General features: G+C 72.7%; 11 protein-coding genes and 1 pseudogene. 5 read left to right on the top strand and 7 right to left on the bottom strand.

Annotation, left to right across the window (positions count from 1 at the left end; translation table 11 throughout):
* Positions 1 to 46: 46 nt before the first annotated feature.
* The gene (locus tag HNP84_RS18660; RefSeq protein ID WP_185051004.1) at positions 47 to 1417 is read right to left on the bottom strand and encodes an outer membrane protein assembly factor BamB family protein; all 1371 of its coding nucleotides are present in this window, start codon (positions 1415 to 1417) and stop codon (positions 47 to 49) included.
* 543 nt (positions 1418 to 1960) lie between these two features.
* Here HNP84_RS18660 and HNP84_RS18655 point away from each other — a divergent pair.
* Positions 1961 to 3331 (top strand): cystathionine beta-synthase, encoded by a 1371-nt coding sequence (locus HNP84_RS18655; protein WP_185051003.1) that lies wholly within the window; start codon positions 1961 to 1963, stop codon positions 3329 to 3331.
* Positions 3332 to 3385: 54 nt separating this feature from the next.
* Here HNP84_RS18655 and HNP84_RS18650 read toward each other — a convergent pair whose 3' ends face one another.
* Complete coding sequence (locus tag HNP84_RS18650) at positions 3386 to 4531, bottom strand: sensor histidine kinase (protein WP_185051002.1); 1146 nt, start codon at positions 4529 to 4531, stop codon at positions 3386 to 3388.
* Between the two features lie 150 nt (positions 4532 to 4681).
* Here HNP84_RS18650 and HNP84_RS51145 point away from each other — a divergent pair, with 150 nt between their 5' ends.
* Together HNP84_RS51145 and HNP84_RS56710 are read left to right on the top strand one after the other, a co-directional pair.
* On the top strand, positions 4682 to 4801 hold the full coding sequence (locus tag HNP84_RS51145) for a Gti1/Pac2 family protein (RefSeq protein ID WP_221336402.1): 120 nt from the start codon (positions 4682 to 4684) through the stop codon (positions 4799 to 4801).
* 149 nt (positions 4802 to 4950) lie between these two features.
* A pseudogene (locus HNP84_RS56710) lies at positions 4951 to 5412 on the top strand (NYN domain-containing protein); the annotation flags it as partial.
* Here HNP84_RS56710 and HNP84_RS18645 read toward each other — a convergent pair.
* Positions 5359 to 6519, bottom strand: a complete 1161-nt coding sequence (locus HNP84_RS18645; RefSeq protein WP_376771922.1) for an MMPL family transporter — start codon at positions 6517 to 6519, stop codon at positions 5359 to 5361. The pseudogene HNP84_RS56710 and the gene HNP84_RS18645 overlap by 54 nt on opposite strands.
* Before the next feature lie 450 nt (positions 6520 to 6969).
* Between HNP84_RS18645 and HNP84_RS18640 the strand changes: the two genes are divergently transcribed.
* Positions 6970 to 8109, top strand: coding sequence for a cystathionine gamma-synthase (locus HNP84_RS18640; protein ID WP_185051000.1), 1140 nt, complete (start codon positions 6970 to 6972; stop codon positions 8107 to 8109).
* 18 nt (positions 8110 to 8127) lie between these two features.
* Here the strand turns inward: HNP84_RS18640 and HNP84_RS18635 are convergent, their stop codons facing one another.
* Both HNP84_RS18635 and HNP84_RS18630 read right to left on the bottom strand, forming a co-directional pair.
* Positions 8128 to 8556, bottom strand: coding sequence for a DUF2269 family protein (locus HNP84_RS18635; RefSeq protein ID WP_185050999.1), 429 nt, complete (start codon positions 8554 to 8556; stop codon positions 8128 to 8130).
* A gap of 48 nt (positions 8557 to 8604) precedes the next feature.
* Entirely contained in the window at positions 8605 to 8766 is a 162-nt protein-coding gene (locus tag HNP84_RS18630) for a hypothetical protein (RefSeq protein ID WP_185050998.1), read from the bottom strand.
* Between the two features lie 224 nt (positions 8767 to 8990).
* Here HNP84_RS18630 and HNP84_RS18625 point away from each other — a divergent pair, with 224 nt between their 5' ends.
* A complete protein-coding gene (locus tag HNP84_RS18625; protein WP_185050997.1) occupies positions 8991 to 9416 on the top strand; it encodes a DUF6292 family protein in 426 nt (141 codons plus the stop codon).
* Here HNP84_RS18625 and HNP84_RS18620 read toward each other — a convergent pair.
* Both HNP84_RS18620 and HNP84_RS18615 read right to left on the bottom strand, forming a co-directional pair.
* Positions 9382 to 11334, bottom strand: coding sequence for a vWA domain-containing protein (locus tag HNP84_RS18620; protein ID WP_185050996.1), 1953 nt, complete (start codon positions 11332 to 11334; stop codon positions 9382 to 9384). The two genes, HNP84_RS18625 and HNP84_RS18620, sit on opposite strands and share 35 nt — an antisense overlap.
* Positions 11335 to 11347: 13 nt before the next feature.
* Positions 11348 to 12757, bottom strand: coding sequence for a sigma 54-interacting transcriptional regulator (locus HNP84_RS18615; RefSeq protein ID WP_312925168.1), 1410 nt, complete (start codon positions 12755 to 12757; stop codon positions 11348 to 11350).
* Positions 12758 to 12919 lie beyond the last annotated feature (162 nt).

The raw sequence follows: 12919 nt of genomic DNA, 5'->3' as shown, positions 1-12919 counted from the left end.
GGCTGGGGCGGCCACTCGCTCCGCCCCAGGTCGCGCCGGGCGGCGGTCAGCCGTACATGCCGGGGGCGTTGGCGGTGGCGTCCTTGATCGCGTGCAGGCCGCCCTTCTCGTCGCGCCACAGCCGCCAGCCGTCCTGGCTGCCGGTGAACCAGGTGGGCGGCGCCGCGGCACCGGTCTCGGTGCGCTTTCCGGTCGCCAGGTCGAACTCGCACACCGCGGCCACCGAGTAGAAGCCCTTGGGCTGGCCCTTCAACTCCAGCGGCTTGGGGTCGGTCACGCAGAAGGACCAGCCCCGCTGCTCCTTGACCGGGGCGGCGTTGCCGGTGGCGAGGTCGTACGCGCTGCCGGGCTTGCCGTGCAGCAGGAACCCGATCCGGTCCATGCGCGCCGGGAACGCCAGCCACCAGCCCGCGCCGGGCACATCGCCGGCGCCGATCTGGCCGAGCACCCGGCCGTTCTGCGGGTCGAGCCGGGCGAACCCGCCGTACTGGCCCTGCTGGTCCACCGGGCGCACCACCGGCGCGTACCCGGGGCTGCCGCTGGGGTAGACCCGCACCACCGACGGGCGCATCCAGTTGATCGCGCCGTCGGCGAGGCGCACCGAGAACAGGCCGAACGCGGAGGTCTTCTTCGTACGCGGGCTGGTGTAGGGCGCGACGTACCCGATCAGGTCCTCGCCCGCCGCCCCGAACGACCACCCGCCCGACATGTCCACGCCCTCGCCGAGCGCCTGGGAGATCGGCTGCTGCCAGGCCATCTCGCCCGAGCGCAGCTCGTACGCCTCCAGCACCGGCTTGGCCGCCAGCCGGAGCAGCACCACCCGCGCCTGGTCGGACCACTCGACCTCGGAGATGCCCGGCAGCTTCCACAGCGTCTTGCCGGTCTCGGGGTCGAGCACCACCATGCGGGCGCTCGCCAGCGCGGTGTGCTCGGACAGGCACACGTACGCGCCGCAGCGCTGCGGGCCGAACGTCGAGTGCACCGGCCGGCTCCACTTGGGGGCGCCGGTACGGGCGTCGCGCACGACCAGCGAGGCGTTCCACTTGCCCTTGGCGCCCCGCTCGGGCGGATCGACGCTGGCCACGACGGTGCGGCCCGCCGCCGTGCGCAGGACGGCGGGCGCGGAGACGCCCATGCCGGGCAGCCGGCCCGCCATCGTGGCGGGCGCGGCCCACAGCCGCCGCCCCGTGGCGAGGTCGAGGGCGGCGGTCTCCAGGGTGCCGTCGGGCCGCAGCGAGGTCGTGGCGACGACGCCGCCCGCGGTAGAGGTGCGGCTGACGACGTTGACCTGGGCGTTGTGCCAGGTGGGCAGCCGCTCCGTGGCGGCGTCGCTGCCGGAGCACCCGGCGAGGGCCAGGGCCGACAGCGCGCCGAGCATCGCCACCGCCGTTGTCGGTTGAAGCCGGATCACGGACATTCCACTCCAATGGGGGCGAAGAGTGGCGGCCGTGAAGCGGAGGGTGACCGACGTCAGGCGTCGTGAGGCGGCGACCCCTGACGCCGCCGGAGCGGAGTGACCCACCGCCCTCGGGGGCCGCCCGCCCGGCCGGCGACGCGGGTCTGGGTGACCTCGGTCGCGGGTCCCTCCGCGGCAAGTGCCGCCGCGAGGTATATCGTTTGCGATCCTTCGCCGCGCTCGGGCTGGGGCCGCGGCCACAGCCCGAGCGCGGCGCATACAGACGGTAGCACCGTGTACGCGCCCTGTTGGCGACCTCGGGCAGATGGGGGGAAACGAGGTGGTCCGCGCATTTCACCGGGGTTTGTGGGGATTCCGGGGGCGGGCGCGGCCAACGCCATGGACCGCCCGCAGCCCGGTGCGTCCACCGAGTGGCGTCGCGACGGTAGCGTTTGACGTGAACACTCGCCGGGCTCCCACCACCCCCAGGGGAGCGCGGGGCAGGACAGGCTGACAAAGCCTCGGCACAAAAGGGCTTACGCGACAAAGCCGGGAAGGTTCGCCGTGCGGATACACGACTCGCTGATCGAGCTGATGGGCAACACCCCGCTCGTCCGGCTGCGCAAGGTCACGGCCGGGGTGCCCGCCCAGGTGGTGGCCAAGGTCGAGTACTTCAACCCGGGCGGCTCGGTCAAGGACCGCATCGCGCTGCGAATGATCGAGGAGGCCGAGCGGTCCGGCGCGCTCAAACCGGGCGGCACGATCGTGGAGCCGACGTCGGGCAACACCGGCGTGGGGCTGGCCATCGTGGCGCAGGAGAAGGGCTACCGCTGCATGTTCGTGGTGCCCGACAAGGTGGCGCAGGACAAAATCTCGGTGCTGCGCGCCTACGGGGCCGAGGTCGTGGTCTGCCCGACCGCCGTCTCGCCCGACCACCCCGACTCCTACTACTCCGTCTCCGACCGGCTGGCCCGCGAGGTGCCCAACGCCTGGAAGCCCGACCAGTACTCCAACCCCGAGAACCCCAACAGCCACTACCTGTCCACCGGCCCGGAGATCTGGGAGCAGACCGACGGCCGCGTCACCCACTTCGTGGCCGGCATCGGCACCGGCGGCACGATCAGCGGCGCCGGACGCTACCTGAAGGAGGTCTCCGGCGGCCGGGTGAAGGTCATCGGCGCCGACCCCGAGGGCTCGGTCTACTCCGGCGGCACCGGCCGGCCGTACCTGGTGGAGGGCGTGGGCGAGGACATCTGGCCCGCGACGTACGACACCTCGATCTGCGACGAGATCATCGCGGTCTCCGACAAGGACTCCTTCGGCATGACCCGGCGCCTCGCGAGGGAGGAGGCGCTGCTGGTGGGCGGCTCCTGCGGCATGGCGGTCGTGGCGGCGCTGCGCGTGGCCGCCACCGCCGAGCCCGACGACCTGGTCGTGGTGCTGCTGCCCGACGGCGGGCGCGGCTACCTGTCGAAGATCTTCAACGACGAGTGGATGGCCGACTACGGCTTCCTGACCACCAGCAGCGAGGAGGGCCTGGTCCGCGACGTGCTGCTGCGCAAGGCGAGCGGCATGCCGCAGTTCGTGCACACCCACCCGCACGAGTCCGTGGCCACGGCCATCTCGATCATGCGCGAGTTCGGCGTGTCGCAGCTCCCGGTGATGAAGGAGGAGCCGCCGGTCATGGCCGCCGAGGTGGTCGGCTCGATCGTGGAGCGCGACCTGCTCGACGCGCTCTACCGCGGGCGCGTACGCGCCGAGGACCCGCTGTCGGAGCACATGTCGCAGCCGCTGCCCATGATCGGCGCCGGCGAGCCCGTCTCGGGCGCGGTCGAGGCCCTGGAGAAGGCCGACGCCGCCGTGGTGCTCGACGACGGCAAGCCCGTCGGCCTGCTCACCCGCCAGGACCTCCTGGCGTTCCTGGCCAACCACTAGGGACGCCAACCACTAGGGACGCCAACCACTAGGGACAAGGCCGCGAGAAGGCCGCTAGAACTCCGCCAGCACCTCCCAGGCGCCGTCGGCGGTGCGGCCCGCCCACAGCCGCCCGCCCAGCGCCTCCACCCGCTCGGCCATGCCCACCAGGCCGAACCCGCCGCCGAGCCGCGACAGGCGCGCGTCGGAGCCCGAGCCGTAGTTGCGCACGCGCAGCCGCACCTTGCCCTCGGCCAGGCGCAGGTCGATCTCGACCCAGCCGGTGCCGGGCGCGTGCCTGCGGATGTTGGTCAGCGACTCCTGCAAGATGCGGTGCAGGGTCGTCATCACCTCGGGGGCCAGGGTGTCGTCGGCGATGCCCTGGCCGATCTCGAACGTCACCGTGGGGCCGCCGGCGGAGAAGCGCTCGACCAGCGTACGCAGGTCGGCCAGGGTCGTGCCGGACGTGCGGCTCGCCTCGTCCTGCGCCCGCAGCACGCTCACCAGGCGGCGCATCGAGGCCAGCGCGTCGGCCCCGGCCCCCGCGATGGCGTCCAGCGCGGGCAGCACGGCCTCGGGCTTCTGCTCGGCCACCGTGCGCGCCGCCTGCGCCTGCACCACGATGCCGGTGATGTGGTGGGCCACCAGGTCGTGCAGCTCCCGGGCCAGCTCCAGCCGCTCCGCCCGCCGCACGGCCTGGGTGGCGGCGCGGCGGCGCTCGTACTGGTAGCGCAGGTACGCCCCGACGCTCGCCGCCGTCGCCCACAGCATCAGCAGCATGAACCCGATGGCCAGCCCGGCGTCGTCGCTCTGCCGCGCACCCGCCATCGTCAGCAGCGCGACCATCGACCCGCCCGCGAGCAGGGCCGCCCGCCCGATCGGCTCCACCCACCGCAGCACCCCGATGGTCAGCACCAGCATGGCCGCCGTCTCGGCCGTCCCCGGCAGCAGCGGCGCCTCCAGGCTCCCGACGACGATCGACACCAGCATCGACAGCCCGAGCAGCAGCGCGAACCCGTGCGCCCGCCACCGCCTCCGCACCACGAACGCGATCACGCCCACGGCCCCGAGCAGCGGCACCACCGGCACGAACCCGGTACGGCCCCCGTTGTAGGACGCGGTCACGACGACGTCGATGAGCAGGAGCATGACCAACCAGCACACCATGGCGATCTCGCTGAGCCGTCTGATCACCCGGATGATGCGATGAGTCTCTCCCACGCTAACCGAGACTAGGCCGCAGGTAGCAGTCGCGGGATCGGCCGTTCGGCCGACCGCGCCCGCCAAGGACCGGCTCTTCAGGCGAAGCCCCGGCCCTCCGCCCGCCCGCATGCTGAACGGGACACGAAGCGAACCGATTGGAGAGCCGACATGACCGTCCTCGGCGCCGTCATCCTCACCGCCGGCATGCTCGTCGCCCTGCTGTGCGCCATCGCCGACCAGGCCCTGCTCAGCCACATCACCCGCCGCCCGACCTCCAGGGAGCGGTAAGCGGGTAGTAATCGTGTGGTCACGGATCGTGAGCTATCATCAAGGTCCTCGAACATCAGGCCCAAAAAGAGACGGCCCTCGCGAGAGGGCCGTCGGGCCAGGGCCGTCAATCCCTGACCGGGTTGACTCAAGGATAGGCCAGGATCCGCATGGCACACAACACGAATGCAAATCCGGAGCGCGTCGGTGCATATATCGACGGATTTAACCTTTATCACGGGATACGGCGATATGGCCGCCGATACCTGTGGCTGGATCTGGAGGCGATGATCCTCAGGATCCTGAAACCCGGACAGCGCCTCGACGCGGTCCGCTATTTCACCGCACCGATCCGCGCCCAGCCCGACAAGCAGGCCCGGCAGAACGCCTACCTGGGCGCACTGGCCGCGCACACCTCAGTCGAGATCGTTATGGGGCGGTTCCAGGAGCGGCATTGTCTGTGCCGTGCCTGTGGGGCCACCTGGCGGACATATGAGGAAAAAGAGACCGACGTTTCGCTTTCTGTGGCGATGATGAGGGATGCGGCGGCACGGCGCTTCGACCGAATGCTGCTGGTCTCAGGCGACAGTGACTTCTGTGCCGCTATCCGTGGGGTCCGGGAGGTCAACCCTCAGGTCGGGGTGGTCGTGGTGTTCCCTCCTGGGCGGCGGTCCGATGTGCTGGGGCGGGCCGGGCACGCGCGATATTTTCTCGGGCTCGATGCCGTGCGGCGGGCGCAGTTGCCCGATGAGGTGGCCGGGGTGGGTGGGCTGGTCTACACGCGGCCGAAACGGTGGAGTTGACTCGGGCCACCAGGCGTGGCGGCCGAGCAGCGTGGTGACGGCGGGGACGAGTACGAGGGCCACGAGGCAGCCTCCCGCGGCGGTCACCGCGCCGGTCAGCACGCCGTGGCCCGCGGCGGTGAGCGTGCCGGCGAGGAGTGACAGGGCGAGGGCGGCGGGGCCCGCGTAGCGGACGCCCAGGGCGGTGGCGCGGCGGGGGTCGCGGCCGGTACGGGCGGTCTGCCTGATGCGGGCGAGGACGAGCATGCCGGCGGTCAGGGTGGTGGCCAGGGCGAACACGGCCACGGTGAGGTCCGCGCCGGTTCCCGGGGGGCGCCCGCCCGGTGGGGTCCACAGGGCGCCTGCGGGGTCGGTGGCGGCGGCCGCGGTGGTCGCCACGGCGAGGGCGGCGGCCGTGAGCAGGGCGGGGGCGAGCAGCGTACGGGTGGCGAGGGCGAGCACGAGAGTGGCGCACACGCCCGCGATCGGGGCGACGATGCCGGGCACCGGCTCCGGCCCCAGGGCCATCCCACCGGCGACCAGGGCGCCCAGCGCGGTCAGGGCGAGCACTGCGGCCGGTCCCGGGCGCCGGCCGAGCAGGCGCCCGTACGCGGTCCAGCGTGGCGCGGGGGTCCGCGTACTGCGCCGCCGCACCCCTGAGGGGCGCACGCGGCCGAGGGTGAGCACGAGAAGGGGCGGGACCAGGCCCAGCACGGTCAGCGCCTGGACCGCGAGCGCCCCGGCGAGACCCGCGGCCAGGGCAGTGGCCGATGCCGCGGGCGGGATGAGGAGGAGGGCGGTGCAGGCGGCGGCGGACGCGGCGGCGGTGGCGGCCATGACGTGGCCGGTCTGCTCCACCGCCGCGCGTACGGCGGTGGCGGGGGAGTCGCCCAGGCGGAGGCGTTCGGCGGCGCGGTGGGTGAGCAGGGCCGCCGAGCCGGCCGTGACGGCGTACACCGGCAGCGGGGGCGGCGGCTCCAGGCCGAGCGGGGGGAACGCCGCGCGGATGAGCAGGTCGGCGGCTGAGGCCGCGACGACGGGGACGAGCCGGGCGAGCGGGACGGCGAGCGGCAGGGAGGCACGCCGGGCGAGGGGGAGGGCGGTGAGTCCGGGCAGCGGTGGGACGGCCGCGGCCAGGGCGGTGGTGAGCAGTGCCGGGACCGCTATGGCCGAGGGCGGCGGGGCGGCGCCGGAGAGGAACAGGCACAGGGCGGCCGTGGCGATCAGTACGGGCCAGGGCAGCAGGAAGGCGCGGGGATGGCGGGTGGCCAGCCGGCCCAGCGACTCCAGCACATCACCGACGCTAGGCCGCCGGGCCCGCCCGGCACATCGGACGTCCGGCCGATCCGCGCGTGCGACCTGAGGCGTACCCGCCTCGTCCCCGGGGAGGGGCGGTACGGTGGCGGGATGAGCAATGGATTCGAGACTCTCGCCATTCACGCAGGTCAGGAGCCTGACCCGGTGACGGGCGCCGTCGTGCCGCCGATCTACGCGACCTCCACCTACAAGCAGGACGGCGTGGGCGGGCTGCGGTCCGGATACGAGTACAGCCGGTCGGCCAACCCGACGCGTACCGCGCTGGAGGAGTGCGTGGCCGCGATCGAGGGCGGGGTGCGCGGGCTGGCCTTCGCCTCCGGGCTGGCCGCCGAGGACGCGCTGCTGCGGGCGCTGTGCGCGCCGGGCGACCACGTGCTGATCCCCGGCGACGCGTACGGCGGCACCTACCGGCTGTTCGCCAAGGTGCTCTCGCGCTGGGGCCTGGAGTACGACCCGGTGCCGCTGGGCGACCCCGACGCCGTGCGCGCGGCCGTCCGGCCCAGCACGAAGATCATCTGGGTGGAGACGCCCACCAATCCGCTGCTCGGCATCGCCGACATCGCCGCGCTGGCCGGGATCGCGCACGACGCCGGGGCGCTGCTCGTGGTGGACAACACCTTCGCCTCGCCGTACCTCCAGCAGCCGCTCGCGCTCGGCGCCGACATCGTGGTGCACTCCACCACCAAGTACCTCGGCGGCCACTCCGACGTGGTCGGCGGCGCGCTGATCGTGCGCGACCGCGGGCTCGGCGAGGAGCTGGCCTACCACCAGAACGCGATGGGCGCGGTGGCCGGGCCGTTCGACGCCTGGCTGACCCTGCGCGGGATCAAGACGCTGGGCGTGCGCATGGACCGCCACTGCGACAACGCCGAGCGCGTGGCCGAGCTGCTGCTCGCCCACCCCAAGGTGACCCAGGTGCTCTACCCGGGGCTCGACGGGCACCCGGGGCACGAGGTGGCCGCCAAGCAGATGCGCAGGTTCGGCGGCATGATCTCGTTCCGGGTGGCCGGCGGCGAGGAGGAGGCGGTGGCGCTGTGCGGGCGCACCCGCCTGTTCACGCTGGGCGAGTCGCTGGGCGGCGTGGAGTCGCTGATCGAGCATCCGGGCCGGATGACCCACGCCTCGGCCGCGGGCTCACCGCTGGAGGTCCCGGCCGACCTGGTACGCCTGTCGGTCGGCATCGAGACCGTGGACGACCTGCTCGCCGACCTGACCGAGGCGCTGGGCTGAACCCCGCCGAACCTACGCTCACGGGCCGGGGTTGAAGGCGAACATCAGGAACAGGATCACCAGCCAGATGAGCGCGACCACCCCCGAGAGCGCGGCGATGCGGCCGTTCTGCACCTTCGCGTCGTCCTCCGTGCCCTCGGAGGACAGCGCGCGCACGGCCGAGCGCAGGTCGCGCTCGACGATGAACAGCAGCACCAGCGCCACCACGAACAGCGTCATCGAGATCGTGAGGTAGGGGGCGCCCAGCTTCGGCCCGCCCAGCCACAGGCCGAACACCAGCACGCCCAGGGCCCCCAGGCCGTAGATCCTGGTGGAGCGCTGCAGGAAGCGCAGGACCGCGACGTCCTTGTTGCGGATGGCCCGTGGCGCGGCCATGGTGACCGCGGTGAGCGGCCCGAGCGCGAATATCGCGAAACCGACGTGCAGCCAGAGCAGCAGATTCGTCATGCGGGAGAGATTATCCCCCCGGGGTCACGCCCCCGGGGGGATGACGTGTCATGGCTGCCTGATCACGGTGACGTCTTCGCCGGCGGCGGCCTGTGGTTCGTCCGCCGCGGGTTTGCGTGGCCGCGAGAGCGAGCCCAGGCACAGCTCGTACGAGGCGCACGCGAGCACGCCCATCAGCACGATGAAGATCGCTGCGAACAACTGGCTCACCCCCTTTCTCCCCGTTCGGAGCGTCGTCGACGCCGATGTCGTCCATCGTCCGCCTGGTGCGACTGCCCGGCAACGCGATAAGTTCGCGCGGCCGGCGGAAAGAGACGTAACCACTACCTGCGGGTTAGTAGGATCACAGGCGAGTTCGCTCCCAGTGATGGGCGGCTGTGGAACATATCCCGGGCGGGGGGTCACCCGCCGTGGCACTAGGGGGTGCCGAATCCGTGTCGGTCAAGCATGTCGAGCCGTTCACCGACGAGTGGCGGCGCCAGCCCGGTTTCTACATCCGTCAGGTGGTCGAGGCGCTGGGCGCCGAGGCCGAAGGCTGGTCGGAGGGGCCGTGCGACCCGCGCCAGGCCACGGTGCGGCTGTCCTGCGGCGGCACGCTGATCTGGGACGAGGAGAGCGGCTGGCGTTACTGCGCCCCCGAACCGGGCGCCCCGGTGCGCTACCTGGGCGGCGGCGTGCTGCCGCGCCCGGAGCGGGTGCCCGCCGCGCTGGCCGACGCCCGCGCCGGGGTCGGCAACAGCACGGCGTGGCGGCCCTGCTACCGGTCCCGCCGCTACCAGCGCGACGGGTTCGATCTGGCGCTGAGCGCCTACGCCGAGCGCTCGCTCAGCGGGAGCGGCGCGCCCGCAGGAAGTCGCTGACGACGTACTCGCCGAGCCGGTCGGCGCTGGGTGAGAACACCCGCCCGCCGTTGCGCCGCGCGACCTCGTCCACGAACTCCTTCAGCCGCTCGTCGGCCGCCAGCATGAAGATGTTCAGCGTGGCCCGCCGCCGGGTCATCTTGTCCACCTCGGCCAGCGTGAGCTCCAGCGTCTCCTGCGACGGCGGCCACTCGAACGCCGAGCGCCCGCTGCGCAGCAGATGCGCGGTGGGCTCGCCGTCGGTGACCACCAGCACCACCGGCTCGAAGTCGGGGTGCCGGTCGAGGTGCCGGCCGGCGATCAGCAGCGCGTGGTGCAGGTTGGTGCCCTGCACCATGTCCCAGTCGAGCCCGGCCAGCTCGTCGGGCTGCAGCACCCGGGCGTAGTTGGAGAACCCGATGATCTGCACCGCGTCCTGCGGGAACTTGGAGGCGACCAGCGCCTGAAGGGCCAGCGCGGTCTGCTTGGCCGCCGCCCAGGTGCCGCGCAGCGCCATCGAGTACGACAGGTCCACCAGCAGGCAGACCGCGGCGGCCGTACGCCGTTCGGTCTCGGCCACCTCGAAGTCGTCCACCGAGAGCGTGACCCTGCCGCCGCCTCCGCTGCGGCGCACCCCGTTGACCACCGTGCGTACGACGTCGATGGGCTGCTCGTCGCCGAACCGCCACGGCCGCGAGGAGCCGGTCAGCTCGCCCGCCGCGCCCGCGTCGCGCTGGTCGTGGTCGCCCCGGCGGCCGGCGTCGAGCGAGGAGAACACCCGGCGCAGCGCGGTCTCGCCGAGCCGCCGCACCGCCTTGGGGGTGAGCTCCAGCTTGCCGCGCTGCCGGCGCAGGTAGCCCTGCTCCTCCAGCTCGCGCTCGATCCGCTTGAGCGCCTCCAGGTCGTCCACGGCCGAACGGCCGAGGGCACGCCGGATGGCGGCCTCGTCGATGTCGTCCAGGCGGGCGCCGGGGTAGTCCTGGCGCAGCGCGGCCTCAAGCCGGCTGAGGTCGGACAGCTCCTCCAGCGCGGTGACCGCGTCGCCCATGCCCATCGGGTTCTCGCCGCTCATCCGCTCGGGCGTGTTCCAAGCCAGGTCGGGACGGCGGGAGTGCAGCGCCTCGCCGAGGCGGCGCATCTGCTCGGCCAGCCCGGCCTGCTCCAGGGTCTGGGCGATCAGCCCGGCCAGCTCCTCGCGCTGCTGCGGCGTGAGGGAGGCCAGCATCCGCTGGGCGGCGGCGGCGCGCCGGGCGAGGATGTCCACCAGCTCCTCCAGGTTGCGGGGGCGCTCGGGGAACATGTCCCCGTACTCCTCCATGAACCTGTCGAAGTCGGCCTGGGTGTGCTCGCCGCGCGCGTCGCGGTCGAGCATGTCGTTCAGCGCCGACATCATCTCCCGCACCCGCTCCATCGCCTGCGGGTCGGGGTTGGCCAGCGCGTCGCGCATGCCGCGGAACTGGGTGTCGAGCACCTCGCGGCGCAGCAGGTCACGCAGTTCCTCATACGTCTGCCGGGCCGCCGCCGAGCGCCACTGGTACTCGCTCAGCTCCCTGATCGCGCTGGCGGTGTCGGACGGCAGCGCGTCCAGCTCCGCCTCGCGCATGCGGGCGTCGTCGGAGGGGTCGGGGAACAGCTCGGCGCGCTCCTGCCCGATGGCCTTGTCCAGCAGCGCGCGGGCGCGCTCCAGGGTGCCGTCGAGCCGGCCGCGCTCGCGCAGCTCGCGGCGGCGCCTGCGCACCTCCCGCAGCAGGTCGTCCAGGCCGCGCCGGTCGGGCGCCCCGGGCAGGCCCCGCTTGAGCAGGTCGCGCAGCGCGTGGAGGGGGGTGGAGCCGGACAGGATGGCGTCGCCCATCTCGTCCAGCGCGGCACGCACGTCGTACGGCGGCGCCAGCGGATCGGGGCCGTCGTGGTATTCGCCGTAGCGGTAGCCGCTGCTCATGTGCGGTCGCCCCTCACGTCCGGTAAACCGAGGTTCCCTCGACGTCGTCCTTGGACAGGCGGCGCATGAGGTAGAGCCCTTCGAGCGCGAACTCCAGCGCGGCGGCGGCATGGCCGGGGGACTCGTCGCCCGCGCCCATGCCGAGCCGTGCCATGATCTTCGCCAGGCCGGTCACCGGGCCGATGCGGCGCAGCAGCTCGGCCGCCGGCACCAGCTCGCCCGACTCGACCTGCACGCCCTCGTCGAACTTGTCCAGGATCGCGGACAGGTCCATGCCGCCGAGGGTGCTGCGGAAGGTCTCGGCGATGGCCCGGCGCAGCAGGTGGGCCAGCACCTCGACCTCGCGGCCCTCCTCGCTGACCTCGAACTCCACCTTGCCGCGCAGGGTGTGCACGGCGGCGGGCAGGTCGCACACGCGGGTGACGGGGTGGTCCTCGCCGGTCAGGGCCGCACGGCGTACGGCGGAGGCGGCGGCGGTCTCGGCGGCGGCGATGGAGAAGCGGGCCGAGACGCCGGAGCGGGAATCGACGGCGGTGGACTCGCGGACCAGGCGGGTGAACCTGGCGATCACCTCGATGAGGTGATCGGGCAGGTCGGCGCCCAGCTCGGTCCAGTCGAGCCTGGCCTCCTGCTTGATCAGGTTCAGCTCGGCGGCGAGGTCGAGCGGGTAGTGGGTGCGCACCTCGGCGCCGAAGCGGTCCTTCAGCGGGGTGATGATGCGCCCGCGGTTGGTGTAGTCCTCGGGGTTGGCGCTGGCGATGAGCAGGATGTCCAGCGGCAGGCGCAGGTTGTAGCCGCGGACCTGGATGTCGCGCTCCTCCAGCACGTTGAGCAGCGCGACCTGGATCCGCTCGGCCAGGTCGGGCAGCTCGTTGACGGAGAAGACGCCCCGGTTGGTGCGCGGGACCAGGCCGTAGTGGACGGTCTCGGGGTCGCCGAGGGTGCGGCCCTCGGCGATCTTGATCGGGTCGACGTCGCCGATCAGGTCGCCGACGGAGGTGTCGGGCGTGGCCAGCTTCTCGCCGTAGCGCTCGCTGCGGTGCTTCCACGCGATGGGCAGGTCGTCGCCCATGCTCTCGGCGAGGCGGCGGCAGCGTACGCACGCGGGGGCGTAGGGGTGGTCGTTGATCTCGCAGCCGGCGACGATCGGGGTCCACTCGTCGAGCAGTCCGGTGACGGTCCGGATCAGCCGGGTCTTGCCCTGGCCGCGCTCGCCGAGCAGGACCAGGTCATGCCCGGCCAGCAGGGCGCGCTCCAGATGCGGCAGCACGGTGTCGTCGAAGCCGACGATGCCCGGGAACCTGGGCTCCCCGGAGCGCAGCCGGGCCAGGAGGTTCTCCCGGATTTCGGCTTTCACCGTGCGGTGGATATGGCCGCTCTGGCGCAACTCACGCAGAGTATGGAGCTCTGGGATTTGATGCACGGGTTCGAGCCTACGTCGCCGATCGGGCTCACGGCAGTCCGATTGTGGCAGAGCCGTCCCCGTGGCGCGCCCGGAATCCGTGCCGGACACGCTTCGGATCTTGACCATTGCGTGACAGACTCCGCGCGTGCACGTCCCTACAGTGGGGAGAATCGGGCCAAG

Origin of the sequence: Thermocatellispora tengchongensis, from assembly GCF_014202315.1 — a bacterium.
Taxonomy (GTDB): Bacteria; Actinomycetota; Actinomycetes; order Streptosporangiales; family Streptosporangiaceae; genus Thermocatellispora; species Thermocatellispora tengchongensis.
Note: the sequence above shows the minus strand (reverse complement) of the source record. Positions and strands in the feature narration are given on the sequence as shown.

Bases quoted from the DNA above. Each gene is read 5' to 3' on its own strand.
- HNP84_RS18620 (WP_185050996.1), bottom strand. From the start codon at position 11,334: ATGAGCAGCGGCTACCGCTACGGCGAATACCACGACGGCCCCGATCCG.
- HNP84_RS18640 (WP_185051000.1), top strand. From the start codon at position 6,970: ATGAGCAATGGATTCGAGACTCTCGCCATTCACGCAGGTCAGGAGCCT.
- HNP84_RS51145 (WP_221336402.1), top strand. From the start codon at position 4,682: ATGACCGTCCTCGGCGCCGTCATCCTCACCGCCGGCATGCTCGTCGCC.
- HNP84_RS18660 (WP_185051004.1), bottom strand. From the start codon at position 1,417: ATGTCCGTGATCCGGCTTCAACCGACAACGGCGGTGGCGATGCTCGGC.
- HNP84_RS18635 (WP_185050999.1), bottom strand. From the start codon at position 8,556: ATGACGAATCTGCTGCTCTGGCTGCACGTCGGTTTCGCGATATTCGCG.